Origin of the sequence: Vibrio sp. IB15 (assembly GCF_016406055.1) — a bacterium.
In the GTDB taxonomy this organism is placed as follows: Bacteria; Pseudomonadota; Gammaproteobacteria; order Enterobacterales; family Vibrionaceae; genus Vibrio; species Vibrio chagasii.
On sequence record NZ_JAEFCE010000004.1, the window covers coordinates 16,784 to 31,458 of the forward strand.

11 protein-coding genes and 1 pseudogene are annotated in these 14,675 nt (G+C 44.6%); 6 read left to right on the forward strand and 6 right to left on the reverse strand.

The annotated features are described in order from the left end of the window. The first annotated feature begins 72 nt into the window (after positions 1-72). Both JC606_RS02260 and JC606_RS02265 read left to right on the forward strand, forming a co-directional pair. Positions 73-1,002: a DMT family transporter gene (locus JC606_RS02260; protein WP_198777763.1), complete on the forward strand. Its 930-nt coding sequence runs from the start codon at positions 73-75 to the stop codon at positions 1,000-1,002. Between the two features lie 146 nt (positions 1,003-1,148). After that, positions 1,149-1,613 carry an exoribonuclease R gene (locus JC606_RS02265; RefSeq protein ID WP_137408334.1) on the forward strand — a complete coding sequence of 155 codons (465 nt, stop codon included), beginning with the start codon at positions 1,149-1,151 and terminating at the stop codon, positions 1,611-1,613. A 65-nt stretch (positions 1,614-1,678) separates the two neighbouring features. Here JC606_RS02265 and JC606_RS02270 read toward each other — a convergent pair. Both JC606_RS02270 and JC606_RS02275 read right to left on the reverse strand, forming a co-directional pair. After that, positions 1,679-1,864: pseudogene (locus JC606_RS02270) on the reverse strand (sensor histidine kinase); the annotation flags it as partial. Between the two features lie 115 nt (positions 1,865-1,979). Next, entirely contained in the window at positions 1,980-2,321 is a 342-nt protein-coding gene (locus JC606_RS02275) for a YggL family protein (RefSeq protein ID WP_137408333.1), read from the reverse strand. Between the two features lie 254 nt (positions 2,322-2,575). On the opposite strand from JC606_RS02275, the gene JC606_RS02280 reads away from it, so the two are divergent. Next, a complete protein-coding gene (locus JC606_RS02280; RefSeq protein ID WP_198777765.1) occupies positions 2,576-4,603 on the forward strand; it encodes a PhoX family protein in 2,028 nt (675 codons plus the stop codon). Positions 4,604-4,813: 210 nt separating this feature from the next. Here the strand turns inward: JC606_RS02280 and JC606_RS02285 are convergent, their stop codons facing one another. The 3 genes from JC606_RS02285 to JC606_RS02295 form a co-directional block, all read right to left on the reverse strand. Next, positions 4,814-5,434 (reverse strand): LysE family translocator, encoded by a 621-nt coding sequence (locus JC606_RS02285; RefSeq protein ID WP_137408331.1) that lies wholly within the window; start codon positions 5,432-5,434, stop codon positions 4,814-4,816. A gap of 208 nt (positions 5,435-5,642) precedes the next feature. Further along, on the reverse strand, positions 5,643-6,929 hold the full coding sequence (locus JC606_RS02290) for a DEAD/DEAH box helicase (RefSeq protein ID WP_004740103.1): 1,287 nt from the start codon (positions 6,927-6,929) through the stop codon (positions 5,643-5,645). Positions 6,930-7,110: 181 nt separating this feature from the next. After that, positions 7,111-8,094 carry a CobW family GTP-binding protein gene (locus JC606_RS02295; protein WP_137408330.1) on the reverse strand — a complete coding sequence of 328 codons (984 nt, stop codon included), beginning with the start codon at positions 8,092-8,094 and terminating at the stop codon, positions 7,111-7,113. Between the two features lie 585 nt (positions 8,095-8,679). Between JC606_RS02295 and clcA the strand changes: the two genes are divergently transcribed. After that, positions 8,680-10,086, forward strand: coding sequence for a H(+)/Cl(-) exchange transporter ClcA (gene clcA / locus JC606_RS02300; RefSeq protein ID WP_032498410.1), 1,407 nt, complete (start codon positions 8,680-8,682; stop codon positions 10,084-10,086). Positions 10,087-10,335: 249 nt separating this feature from the next. Next, positions 10,336-11,283, forward strand: a complete 948-nt coding sequence (locus tag JC606_RS02305) for a TDT family transporter (protein WP_008219328.1) — start codon at positions 10,336-10,338, stop codon at positions 11,281-11,283. 156 nt (positions 11,284-11,439) lie between these two features. Here JC606_RS02305 and hmpA read toward each other — a convergent pair whose 3' ends face one another. Continuing rightward, on the reverse strand, positions 11,440-12,636 hold the full coding sequence (gene hmpA, locus JC606_RS02310; protein ID WP_198777767.1) for an NO-inducible flavohemoprotein: 1,197 nt from the start codon (positions 12,634-12,636) through the stop codon (positions 11,440-11,442). 370 nt (positions 12,637-13,006) lie between these two features. Between hmpA and norR the strand changes: the two genes are divergently transcribed. After that, on the forward strand, positions 13,007-14,599 hold the full coding sequence (gene norR / locus JC606_RS02315; RefSeq protein WP_004740098.1) for a nitric oxide reductase transcriptional regulator NorR: 1,593 nt from the start codon (positions 13,007-13,009) through the stop codon (positions 14,597-14,599). The last annotated feature ends 76 nt before the right edge of the window (positions 14,600-14,675 follow it).

Below are 14,675 nucleotides of genomic sequence, written 5' to 3' on the forward strand. Positions count from 1 at the left end.
AGAACCAAACTTGCCAACTTGAGGCAGGTGCTCTCCCTCATAATGAATCATCATTCACTTTCATTGTTTATTATGAATCTTGGCTATCTATCAATTACCGTCACTCTGCTCATCTGGGCAAGCTTTTTCCTTTCTCTTAAAGGCGGTGCGAATTCAGCTTTAACGCCCGCAGACATAGCAATCACACGCTTTCTTATTCCTGCCTTGGTCTTATTACCTTTGGTGTGGAAAGCGCGTAATACCATTACAGCAGTGCCTAACCGTTACTTAGCAGGTATGTTCATCGGCAGTGGCCTGCCTTATTTGCTGGTTGCTGGCACAGCGATGCAATTCGTTCCAGTTTCTCACGGAAGTGCTTTAGTGCCCGGCACGCTACCTCTGTTTGTTACCGGGATTGCGGTGCTCTTTTTCAAGCAACCACTTAGCCGCCACCGAATCGTTGGCCTAGCTTTGGTGTTACTTGGTATTGTGTTGTTCTTGGGGAGCAGTTTGAGTAGCTTCAATTTTGAGCACACCAAAGGCCACTTACTGTTCCTGTGCGGGAGCTTAATGTGGGCAACCTTCACTATCTCAGCTCGCGTTGCCAACTTAAATGCTTTGGTCAGTGCGGGCTTTATCTCTCTCTGCTCTACTTTGTTATTAGCCCTTCTTATCCTGACAGGAACACTCCCTAGTCACTTAATGGATGTACCTTTCGCTCAATGGCCTTTTGCAGAGCTTGCCATTCATTCAGCAATACAAGGTGTCGGAGCGGGTTTAATTGCCGCATTCACTTACCTATATGCGGTTAATACCTTAGGGGCTGAGCGTTCTGCTGCGTTTGGCAGTGCGACACCTGCCGTTGCGACACTATTGGCGATTCCATTGTTCAACGAGATCCCAGATGCGATGACCTGGCTTGCCCTTGGTTCTATTTGTATTGGTAGCTTGGTCGCGAGCAATATCTTTATGAGAAACGACCAATCCATGCAATATCAGCCGCCCAGTCATAGTAAAGCGTAGCGCTGTTTATATTCACCATTTCCGCTAGTTTTCAGGTATGCGGCATCTAGATAAGCCTACAAAGGTAGGCTTATCTAAAATCTGCTTTTTCTAAGCTCGCTTCTCCATTAAACTGTCCGACCTTTTTGCTGAATCAAGAGAACACCATGCAACGCGACTACACCTTAAATTGTTTAATCACCATGCCTCGTCATGAACTAGAAGAATTTAGTTTAAGAATGATCCATCGCCTTGTTCCTGAAGACGCAATGACAGAGCTATTCACATTCGAACAAGAAGAAGTGACTAGCGAAGAACGCATGCAATCAGCGAAGTTCGATGCAATGCTACGAATGACAGCAATTGCACTTGGTGAAGTAAACCTAGCGTTCTCTGAATCAGATAACTCACAGCAAAACATCGAACGCATGACTCGCCTACTGCTTTGGCACTTCTACTCAATATCTTTCAACTTAGAAGAAGCTATTGCGATTGAAGTACACTGCGAGAAAGTAGAGAAGATCTTAAAGAACGCACCAAAAGATGCCTTTGGTTGGGTTAAAGAATTAACTGAGTTGCTTCACTTCTACGCAAAAGTAAATGAAGGCAACGAAGAGAACAAAGACGCGTAACCTCGCTTAATCTTTAGCAGGCTGCAATTCAAAAGCAGCCTAGCGAATACCAAAGGCAGAAAGAACTATATCGACGGCAAGTAAAAGCTTTGCTGAAATGAGTTCTCTGCCTTTGTTGTTTCTAACACACTGTGATGCAACATCAGTATAGACTGCGCGATCTTGGTTCCTATTCCCAATGAACCATTCGGCGCTTCCTGCTCCACCTCATTTTGAATCACGACCCTCACCCGCTTCGAATCCGGTTCTAAGTCAAAACGCAAAAAGGCCGAATCGATTTACCGATTCGGCCTCTGTTTGAGTGTATTGTTGCTCGTTCTAAAAGCCGTGTAGGCCTCTAAGTGAAGCTAACAGTACAACATCAATTTAGAACGCGTAGTTTGCGTCAATAAGCTCGCTAATTTCAACTTTTGTTACTTCAGCACGCGCTTCAAGCCATTGTGCAACTTGCAGTTGCTCTGCTTCAGTTACAGAACGGTAACGCTCGATAGAACATAAGAAACCTTCAAACAGCTCAAGGCCACCGCCACCAAAGCATAAGCCGATGCTGTCGATGAAATCGATGAACTCGTCAATGAACACATCGTATTGGTCAAAATCAGCAATCGATGTCTTGCAGCTTACTTCAAAACCCAGAATCGCGAATTCACCTAGGTATAGCTTTTTGCGTAGGCGACGATTTTTGTTTTCGATTTTATCTAATTTCATAACTGTCTCTCTTTTCATTTGATTAAGCATTTATACACAGTTCTAACCCAATCCCCAAGTGTTTTGTCTTGCATAAAAAGCCTTGAGACAAAAATCGTGCTACAGAAACAAAAGCTTAATAAAAACCAAAAAAATCTGTCACTTAACTGCTTCACGATTGGTCACAAATTTACCCAACTTATTAACCAATTAGTTATTAATTTTGTAAGTCATAAATAACAAATAATAAAGTCAACCAATAGGAAGCAGTTGCGATGAGCAAGGAAACATTTGATAGCACTCGTTTTAACAAGAGTAACAACAAACCCTTTGAAGAGGTTCTAGAAGCAAACCTTTCAAGAAGAAACGTATTAAAAGGCGGCTTAGGCATCAGTGCAATGACCGCCTTTGGTGCATTCGGTTTAGGTGGTCACAGCACAGCTAACGCGGCAACTATGCAAGCTACGGGCGCACAAAAAAGTACTGCGACGCTAGCATTTGAATCCGTTAAAGGCTCATTAACAAACAGCGTGGTTGTGCCTAAAGGATACACTGCACAAGTATTAGTTCCTTGGGGTACTCCACTCAATAAGCAAGGCAATCCTTGGCTAAAAGACGGCACCAACAATGCACAAGACCAAGCTAACGCACTGGGAATGCACCACGATGGCATGCACTTCTTCCCGTTGGATGGCAACAGCAATGATGGTTTGTTGGTGATCAACCACGAATACATTGACCAAAAAGCACTTCACGCTAATGGCCCGACATACAATGAAGGCGCTCGCCCTAACATTGGTGAAGTACGCAAAGAGATCAATGCGCACGGCGTGAGTGTTGTTCGCGTTAAGCTTGAGGGCAACCAGTGGGTAATGGTCGATAACGACCCACTTAACCGCCGCTATACTGGCGCCACTGTAATGGACCTATCTGGCCCTGTCGCTCACAGTGAGTTTACCAAAACGAAATTCTCACAAGACGGCAGCCAAGCTCGTGGTACATTGAACAACTGTGGTAACGGCTACACACCTTGGGGCACTTACCTCACTTGTGAAGAAAACTGGCCGGGTTACTTCGTCAATAAAGGGACAACTACACCTGCTCAAGAGCGTATCGGTATCGCGACAGATAAAACACGTTACGGTTGGGACACGCTTTCTGGTGACAAACAAGAGCGTTTAGATGAGTTTGCACGCTTTGATGTAACTCCAACAGCTGATTCTCCAATGGACGATTACCGTAACGAAGCACACGGTCACGGTTACATTGTTGAGATCGACCCGTACACTGCAAACTCACGAGCGAAGAAGCGTACCGCTCTAGGTAGCTTCCGTCATGAAGGTTGTACGTTTGGTAAGTTAACCGAAGGCGAACCAATCGTATTCTACTCGGGTCACGACTCTCGTTTCGAATACCTATACAAATTTGTTTCTGAAGCGAAATGGGACCCACGTGACGCTGAGCCAAGCAACCGCCTAAACGCCGGCGACAAGTACATGGACAAAGGCACGCTTTACGTAGCTAAGTTCAACGACGATGGTTCAGGTACGTGGTTACCATTAACACTAAACAGCAAAACAACAAACGGTGGCAAGCTAGGTGATACGTTTGATTCACAAGCGGCACTTATCGTCAATACAGCAGGCGCTGCCGACCTTGTAGGTGCAACACCAATGGATCGCCCTGAATGGTGCTCTGTTGACCCAATGACAGGTACCGCTTACCTAACGCTAACAAACAACAACAAGCGTAAAGAAGCGAACTCAGCGAACCCTCGTGTAAACAACAAGTTTGGTCATGTTATCCGCTGGGATGAAGGTAAAACGGCGGGCGAATTCGATTGGGATATCTTTGTATTCGGTTCTCCTGCTGTGGAAGATAAGTCTATCAACCGCTCAGGTCTAACAGACATGAACCAATTTGCGAGCCCTGATGGCTTAGCGTTTGATGCGCGTGGCATCCTATGGATTCAAACGGATAACGGTGCAGACGAAGTAACGGGCTATACCAATGACCAAATGCTTGCAGTAGTTCCATCTCAGTTAACGGATGACCAAGGCAACAGCGCGGTAATTGATGCAAAAAATCAAGCACAGCTAAAGCGCTTCTTTGTGGGGCCAAACGGTTGTGAAGTAACAGGCTTTACCATCAGCCCTGACTTCAAATCACTGTTTGTGAACATTCAACACCCTGCGAACTGGCCATCATCAGACGATGCAACGGCTCAAACTCAAGGTAACGTCCGTCCACGAGCATCTACTGTCGTTATTCGCCGTGAAGACGGTGGTGAGATCGCGGTTTAGCAAACAACGCAATGCAGCGTTAGTTATCTAGGTAATACAAAAAGAGCGATAAGGCCAAATGCCCTATCGCTCTTTTCTATTGTGTTCAATCTTCGATTTACGTAAGAATCCGAGCCTCAAAACTCATCATCCCCCCAAGCTCTCGTCATCCTCGAAAAGGTGGAGCGATTGAGTAGTAGAATCTCTCTGCTCGTTGTCGTTGCAGTAGAATTAACTCACAAACAACCACACACCAACACCCATCATTAATGTGCCAGCAATACGATTCATCAACTTCACGTTATCAGCCTTACCGAGCATGTGCTTAAGGCTCTTACCGCCTGTCGCGTACAGAGTCATACAAACAAACTCAGAAACAAGAATAATCGACACGAGAATGAACAACTGCGGTGCTAAGTCTTTACTGCTGTTGATAAAAGGAGGCAGTAGAGAAATCATAAACGCCCAGCCTTTCGGGTTTGCAATCGCAGTAACAAAGCCTTGAACCACCAAATCCCAATCATTGTTCACTTGGGTGTCTTGATTATCAGTACTGATCGCCAGTTTGCCTCTTGAGCGCCACATCTGAATACCTAGGTAGAACAAATATGCTGCACCAACGAACTTAAAGCCAGCAAATAACCACGGGTAGTTCAGCATTATTGAAGCAATACCCAATACAGCAGCGACCGACACAACAGCAACACCTGCCAGCTCACCGATCATCATCCACAATGTACGCTTATAGCCAATACTCATACTTAGTGTTAAGGCCAAAGTCATGCACATGCCTGGGGTGATTGAAACAAAGAAAAACGTGGGGATGAAAGCTAAAAGTAGCGCGCTATCCATATTATTACCTTACTGCCTTGTTACTGCTTGAAACTCACTGTTTCCCCATTGAGAAACAGTTCACTGAAAATTGGGAGATTGAAAAATCGATGATCACAAACGCCAGAATAAGCATTTATGTAGAAAAACTGTGTTTATAAATAACACCGCGCCCAAAAACGCAAAAGAGCCACAATACAGTGGCTCTTTTACATAACCAACCGTAATTTTACTTACGACGGTTTTTAATTCGCTTCATCATCGCTAGACGACGTTCTGCGCTTGCTTGATCTTGTGGTGCATCGTTCGCGTTATTCTTACGACCTTGACGGTTTTTGTATGCCGCTTTCGTGTTTAGCTTCTCAATGTAAGCATCACGCTTCTTAGGCTCGTAACCAGGTTGCTCAACACGACGGATACGTTGTTGAATCAGTTTCTCAACCTGCACCACAGTTAACTCTTCTTCGCGGTTAACGAAAGAAACAGCATGACCTTGCTTACCTGCGCGACCAGTACGGCCGATACGGTGAACGTAATCTTCTGCTAAGAACGGCATGTCGTAGTTAATCACGTGTGGTAAGTCTTCAATATCAAGACCACGAGCCGCAACATCGGTTGCTACCATTACACGTGCTTTACCTTCTTTAAAGTCATCTAGAGCACGACGACGAGCACTTTGCGCTTTATCACCGTGACACAGTACTGCTTTAATGCCGTCTAGTTTAAGCTCTTTAACCACTTCGTTTGCAGTTTCTTTGTAGTTCACAAACACCAGTACTTGGCGCCAGTTTTTACGGCCAATAAGCTCAGAAAGTAGCTCTGTTTTACGCTCTTGATCCACAGGGTAAACGACGTGACCTACCGTTGCAGCCGTTGAGTTTTCACGCTCAACACTGATACGTTTTGGCTTACGTAAGATATCAACCGACAGCTGGTTTAACTGCGTTGATGTGGTCGCAGAGAACATCATGATTTGTGGAGAAGTTTCTACATCCAACATGATCTTGCGAACCGCATTGATAAAGCCCATATCTAAGATACGGTCAGCTTCGTCAAATACTAGGAATTCTAGGTTAGCAATAGACACGTTACCCGCTTCTAAGTGCTCTTCTAAACGGCCTGGCGTTGCAACCAGAATATCAACACCCAGTTCTAATTGACGAACCTGTGAAGACATCTTGTTACCACCGTAAACCGCAGAAACGCTTAGTTCTGTGTATTTAACGTAGTCTTTAATGTTTTGAGCAATCTGCGCTGCTAGCTCACGAGTTGGAGCTAAAATAAGGCCGCGAGCCGTTCCTCGAGATGCTTTTTTACCACTGTTCAGTAGATGCTGGATAACAGGCAATGAGAATGCCGCTGTTTTACCTGTACCGGTTTGAGCAGTAGCAAAAATATCATGGCCTTTACGAGCCATTGGAATTGCTTTTTGTTGAATTGGAGTGAGTTTTTCATAACCGCACTCAGTCAGCGCTTTGACTAATTCAGGAGCAAAACCTTGAGAGGAAAATGACATTGTTACGAGTTCCTTAAGCAGACAGCCTACATTCTTATTTCAGCCGAGCACTATAAAGTAATTAGAGTGATTTATCTCACATTTATCGTGATATAACGCAAATTTTCTCACTTAATCTGGTGTTTACCACGCGAACCGCGAAGCAAAAACCCAATTATTAGGCTCAAACAGAGAATAAACCCTATTTGATACCACACAGCTTGAGCAATATCTGCTCAAGGTCGCCCCAAGGCATAAGCTGTGAGTCGATAACTTCAAGTCGTGATTCAAAGCCATCAAGTGTGATTTCATTGACGGACACAACTTGATTCGCGACGTTAAAAGCAAAGCAACCTTGATCTGTATTAACCACCGCTTTAACGCGCTCAGCCGTTAAATCAGACAGCATTGAGAATAGTGCATCGAAATCGAATTTATACTCTGCGCCAAACAACCAGCCACAGCTAAAGTAACCCTGCCCTTTGTTTTCCTTTCGGATAAACGCTTCGCCCGGAGGAAGTTCGAATTGAGGTTCTTGTTCAGCGTGATCATGATGGTGTGATTCTAGATGAGTTGAAGCACTGCCGTACACACGCTCAATGTCCAACACTTCTAGAGGCACTTCACCATCGTGAATCAACTTATGGAACACTTTTGCTGGCGTTTGATCCGTTACCCAATCGTTAAATACATCGATGTCTTCAGAGTGAACAAGGTCAACTTTAGTACCAAGAATCACATCAGCACTGTCTAACTGATCATTAAAGTTCTGATTAGAGGTGTACTTTTCGTTGGATAAGTTACGCGGGTCTACCAAACCTAGCGTTGCTTTAAGATCAACGTATGGTGTGTATTGTTCTGAAGTTAGGGTAGCAATAACCTGCTTTGGATGCCCTAGGCCTGTTGGCTCAATCAGTAAACGATCTGGCTTTTGACGAAGCAACGCATTAATGCCCACCGACATCGGTACACCAGCAGTACAACACATGCAGCCACCCGGCACTTCTTTAATCAATGCGCCTTGATCTGTCATCAGTGCACCATCAATACCAATCTCACCAAACTCATTAACCAGAACAGCCCAGTTTTCGCTCTCAGGTTTATTTTTCAATAGGTTCAAGATAGCAGTCGTCTTACCAACACCTAAGAAACCCGTAATTATGTTCGTAGGAACTTTTTTGGTCATATCAGTTCTCCTTTTTAAGGGAGTATATACTCAATCACTACAAAGTTGACCCCAATCGCTTGTTTATACTTAGATTGATAAATTGAAAACAAGCCCTTGGCCAAGGGAGAGTGAGAAGAGAAATTGGTGCACGCATTCGAAGATTTGGCGCTAGAGAAAGAGAAGTGATTTTGGATGCTCCAAACAAACTAAAGGCGTACTTCAAGAGTACGCCTCACCCTCGTTACTCAATCGTGAGTTCGCGAATCAGGAAGTCTTAAATATCGACCTGAACATTTAACGAGGAACTAAAACTTTGTATTTTTGAATCCATCCAAATTGTGTGTAAAACCTCATGTCTCCTTGCGGCTCGTTATGTTGCTTTACGATTTAACTATGGTTCATTTTGGTAGTAATTCAAGTTAGCGCTGTAGATTCGATCAAAATTGTGACGGTGATTCCACTATATTCTTTATACAATCTATTTATGTAATACACTCCTTTCATAAATGAAATTCAACTTTGCATCTTTGTTGCTATAGGATAAGCAGAGTAGGCGTATAATTTACTTAAGCCCCGCCGCATCAACTCAGGAACCAAACTTCAATGACCAATAGAGAGAAATTTAAGCAGTCCCTTTTAGCAAAAATGCCAAGGGGTGCTATCAACCAATTTCTTTCTAGAGACAAAGCTCCCGTTTCAGTTCTCATCCTTTCTTGCCTTGTTGGTATCCTTGCGGGTGTTGTTGGTACCTACTTCGAAGTTGCAGTGCATTTCATAACAGAAACACGTACCGACTGGCTGAAAGATGAGCTGGGCAATCATCTACCACTTTGGTTATCTGCGTTTCTTATCAGTGCAGCCTTTGCTTTCATCGGCTATTTTCTCGTGCACCGCTTTGCCCCGGAAGCCGCAGGATCCGGTATCCCTGAGATTGAAGGCGCGATGGACGGGATGCGACCGGTTCGTTGGTGGCGAGTTCTACCTGTGAAGTTCTTTGGCGGTATGGGCGCATTAGGTTCAGGTATGGTGTTAGGTCGTGAAGGACCAACCGTGCAAATGGGTGGCAGCATTGGTCGTATGGTCACTGATATCTTCCGTGTAAAAGACGATGACAGTCGACACTCACTGCTTGCCTCTGGCGCAGCTGGTGGTTTAGCAGCTGCATTCAATGCTCCATTAGCTGGAATCATGTTCGTTGTTGAAGAGATGCGACCACAATTCCGCTACTCTCTCATTTCTATCAAAGCCGTTATCATTTCAGCCGTTTCAGCCAACATTGTATTTCGTTCTATCAACGGGCAGTCGGCTGTCATCACCATGCCTCAATATCAACAGCCTGAACTGAGTGCACTATGGTTATTCTTGTTGTTAGGCGTACTGTTCGGAATGTTTGGGGTAATTTTCAATAAACTGATCACCCTTTCACAAGACATGTTTGTCGCAATACACAAAAACGACCGCAAACGTTACTTAATAACAGGTACATTACTCGGTGGTTGCTTTGGTTTATTGCTTCTCTACATTCCAGAATTGACTGGCGGTGGTATCGGTATTATCCCAAATGTCACCAACGGTAATTACAGCACCAACATATTACTGCTTATTTTCCTTGGGCGTGTGCTTACCACTCTACTCTGTTTCGGCTCTGGTGCACCGGGTGGTATTTTCGCCCCTATGCTAGCACTCGGTACACTCTTTGGTTATGCATTTGGGCTTATCGCGGCGGCATTCTTCCCTGAACTAAATATAGAACCAGGTATGTTTGCGATTGCAGGTATGGGCGCACTGTTCGCAGCAACTGTACGTGCACCGATTACAGGTATATTGCTGGTTATCGAAATGACCAATAACTATTACCTGATCTTACCTTTGATAATTACCTGCCTTGGTGCCGTTATCTTTGCGCAAATGCTAGGTGGCCAACCAATCTACAGCCAACTACTGAACCGCACGCTTAAAAATGAGAAGTTGAGACAACAAGACCTCCCTCAACAAGAGGAAGTTCGTTAATGACAAATGACTCACAGAACAAAAGCACACATTCAACGTGCTTAATGTCCCGATTCCGCATCAAAGTCAAAAAAGCAAACGTTAAAGTTGCTATCATCCACTCAAAATTAGTTGAGCGCCCTCAACAGCTATTGATGGCACAACTGCACGCATTAAATAGAGCAAAAGCTTTATTGTTAACAATTGTTTTATAAGTCACTAAGTTGGAGCAAGTCGTTGAACTGGAGAAGGTTGACCCAAGTAAAAAACGTGCCGCCATCTCAGGCATCTTTAGCACTTGGTGTTATAGGTCTAGGACAAGCTTGGGCTTTATATATACCAGGCATAGGTGAGGTTATTCGCCCCTACCTCGCTTCACTTGGTGCGCTGCTTCTGTTACCTGTTTTACTTCGTTACCTGACAAGTTTTAATACCTTCATTAATGATATTCGTCACCCACTTAGTGGAAGCTTGATGGCGCCAATGAGCATGGCACTGTTGATCCTATGTGACTATTTAGCCGAAATATCACCAATAATCGCCTACCCAATCTGGTTCTGTGCCCTATTACTTCATTTTTCGATGATGGTGTTGTTCTTCGGTTTCCAGATCATCAATTTCAAGATGTCTAATATCGTTCCAAGCTGGTTCCTATATCCTGTAGGGTTGATCAGTAGTTCGCTGGCAGGCACCCAATTTGGGCACACAGTGTTTTCAGAAACGCTCGCAGCCACCTGCATCGGTATCTACTTCTTCTTACTACCTGTAGTGCTTTATCGCTTGGTGTTTGAAGGAAACCTCCCTCGTAGAGCAAGACCGACACTAGCAATCATGGCGGCTCCAGTGAACTTGTCGCTTGCCGCTTACTTGGTTAATTTCGACCACCCCGACCCAATTCTGACAGGCGCCTTAGCGGGTATTGCTATTACCATGACGTTGCTGATCTACTTATGCTATGTAAGGCTCATGCGACTGAAGTTCCAACCTTCCATTGCTGCGGTAACCTTTCCATCGGTAATCAGTGCTATCGCTATGCATCGTTTAACCACCTTTTTCGGTGCCGAGTATCCACAGTGGTACTGGTTACATAAATTTGGTTTCTTCGAGTTGACCATCGCAACCATCCTAGTAATTTGGGTCGCTGGCGGTTACGTGAAGATGTACTGGCCCGAGCTTTTTGACCCCGATTACATGTCTAAGAAAGTGAAACGTTCTTAACCAATTCAAATAATACTTTCCAGCACGCTGAATCCGCAGCTTCGCACAAAACGAAAGAAGGCCTCACATTGTGAGGCCTTTTGATTGGGCAAGGTTGTTAATAGATCAGGCGAGTGTTAACACAACTCCCTAAAGTTCTTAAAGTTAGCGTGGTTCTTAGAAGTTAGCGTGAGGGCCAAATACTTCGTAGTGAACACGAGAGCGGTCAACTTTCAGTGCGTCTAGCTGCTCAACAATGTTCTTCATGAAGCCTACAGGGCCACAGATGTAGAAATCGCTGTCTTTAAATCCTTCAGTATCAGAGATCGAAGCAAGATCCATTTGACCTTCGTGCGTATTCTCACACGCAGATGCTTCTTTGTTCATGTACCATGTCTTCGCAGACCAGCCTTTATCAGCAACGATGTCTTTGACACGTTTAGTGAATGAGTGCTGATCTTCATTTTCACAAGCATGTAGGTAAAGCACTGGCTCGTTTTTCTCTTCAGTATTCAAGAACTCAAGCATTGACTGCATTGGCGTTACACCAACACCTGCAGAGATAAGCGTTACTGGCTTACTGCGCTCTTGATACATGAAGTCACCCGCTGGAGCGTAAAGGCTTACTTCATCACCGATAGCAACCGTGTCGTGTAAGTGGTTGGAAACCACGCCCTGTGTTTCTTGGCCATGACCTTCACGCTTCACAGAGATGCGGTATTGCTTACCGTTCGGCTTGTCTGATAATGAGTATTGACGAATTTCACTGTATTGCGCACCTTCTGGTTTAACTTCAATACCGATGTATTGACCAGGCGTGTAATCTAGAACGTCACCGCCATCTTTTGGTTGTAGAATAAAGCTTGTTACTAGTGCTGATTCTTCAATCTTATCTGCAATCACGAATGTACGTGCCGCTTCCCAACCGCCAACAGCTTGTTTGCGTTGTAGGTAAAGCTCAGCTTCACGATCGATGAATACTTGAGCCAAGAAAAGGTAAGCCGCTGTCCACGCCTCTTCAACTTCAGGTGTAAACGCGTCTGTTGCCAATTCACGTAATGTTTCAATCAGGTGTAAACCAACAATTTGGTAGTGTTCTGGTTGAATGTTAAAACTTGTGTGTTTGTGAGCAATACGTTCAACCGCTGTTGTTAGCGCTGCTAGGTTTTCAATGTTCTTTGCATATGCCGCGATAGCTTCAAACAGTGCTACGCCTTGGCGACCTGTTCTTTGGTGAGTCATATTGAAGATATCTTTTAACTCAGGGTTATGTGTGAACATACGTTGATAAAAATGCTGAGTTAAAGCCGGGCCTGCGCTCTCAAGTAGAGGAATAGTAGATTTGATGATTTCGATATATGCATTGTTAAGCATGAATTTACTCCGAACACTGAGCCTTATGACCTATTATGTCATTTTGACTACTTAAAAATTAAGAATGACTTATCGATTTTCTGAAAGCTTAGTTATTCTTAGAAACTGAGTTATTTTGACTCGTTTTCATTTCAAAAAATCGCGAAACCTGATTAATGCCACCTGATTGATTGAGATCAAGAATAGTCTGTTTAATCAGCGCTATAATTGGGCTTCACTGTCTCTTTTGCACAATCAGTGCCAACTTTTTCAAGCCCCGCCAGCACTGGCTTTATTCTCAAAAATCCCTTTATAAAAATGTCAAAAAGACCTTTTTTTTAAGTCAATAAGACTCTATGATGTATATAAACACACACAGTTAGAGTTTTTTATGCAAGATATCTCCGCATCTACCCTCATGGAAATGACCATTGGTCTCGCAAGTGGTGTGAACGATCAAGATCGTTTTAATCGCCTAATCGATGCCATTCGTAAAACCATTACGTGTGATTGTGTCGCGCTATTAAGCCTTCAAGGTGACACACTAGTACCTATCGCAATGCAAGGGCTCAGCCGCGACACGTTCGGTCGTCGCTTTATCATTTCAGAGCACCCTCGTTTTGCGGAGATATGTGCATCTCGCTCTCCTGTTCGTTTCGATTCTGATAGTTCTCTCCCAGATCCTTTTGATGGCCTACTGATCGACCATGATGGCGACCTGCCAATGCACGCCTGTATGGGACTGCCTTTGCTATTTGGCGATAAGCTATTAGGGGTTCTAACGCTAGACAGCCTTAAGCCAGACGTCTTCGCTAATATTCCAGCGCGTAACCTAGAAGTTTTAGCAGCCATTGCGGCATCAAGCATGCAGATGGCATTGACCTTTTCTCAACTTGAACATCAAGCGAAACAATCCAAACAGCTGTTAGAAGAGTTGAACGTTGAGGCGTGGGAACGCGACGGCGGTGAGTTGATTGGTAACAGTGACACCATGGTGGCGCTTAAGAACGACATCGCTGTAGTAGCGCCTTCAGAATTCAACATTCTGATTCATGGTGATACAGGTGTAGGTAAAGAACTGGTCGCTCGTACCCTTCACCATCAATCGCAACGTAAGCGTAATCCACTGGTTTACGTAAACTGCGCGGCTATTCCTGAGAACCTAGTTGAGAGTGAACTGTTTGGTCACGTACGTGGTGCATTTACGGGTGCAGACAAAAACCGCTTAGGTAAGTTCGCACTCGCCGATGGCGGTACCCTGTTCCTAGATGAGATTGGTGAACTGCCGTTAGCCGCGCAAAGTAAGTTACTGCGTGCGCTGCAAAACAACGAAATTCAACCTGTAGGTCAAGACAACATTCAAACCATTGACGTGCGTGTGTTGGCAGCAACTAACCGAGACTTAAAGCAAGAAGTGGAAGACGGTCGATTCAGAGCCGATTTATATCACCGATTAAGTGTGTACCCTATTGCGGTCCCTGCTTTGAAAGATCGTGGAGACGACATCAGTTTACTAGCCGGTTTCTTCCTAGAACAGGCTCGTCGTAAGCTCGGCATCAACCAAGTTAAATTCCGCTCTGATGTTCTTGTATTCCTGAACCGCTATGGCTGGCCAGGTAACGTCCGTGAACTTGAGCACGTAATCAGCCGTTCGGCACTGAAAGCACTTGCTCGCAGTACCAACAAGAACCTAGTAACAATCACCAAAGAAGATTGTGGGCCGTTGGATCAAGACCAGCCAGTCGCCACGACTCAAGCGAAAACAACCCCGCTATCTACGCCAACGGTCGATCTATCGGCAGGCTTACGTGGTGCAACCGACGATTTTCAACGTAGCATCATCACTGAGGTGTTAGAAGAGGCGAACTTTAACTGGGCGCAGGCAGGTCGAGTTCTAAAGACGGACCGAGCAAACCTAACCCGACTATCGAAGCGTTTAGGGCTAAATGTGGCTAAGTCTCACACGATTGAACGGACAAAATAGATATTAGCAGTTTGTTGCGAGCATCTGGCAAAACTTGTGTATATAATGCTGCAAATTGTAACGCTAATTTTAAATA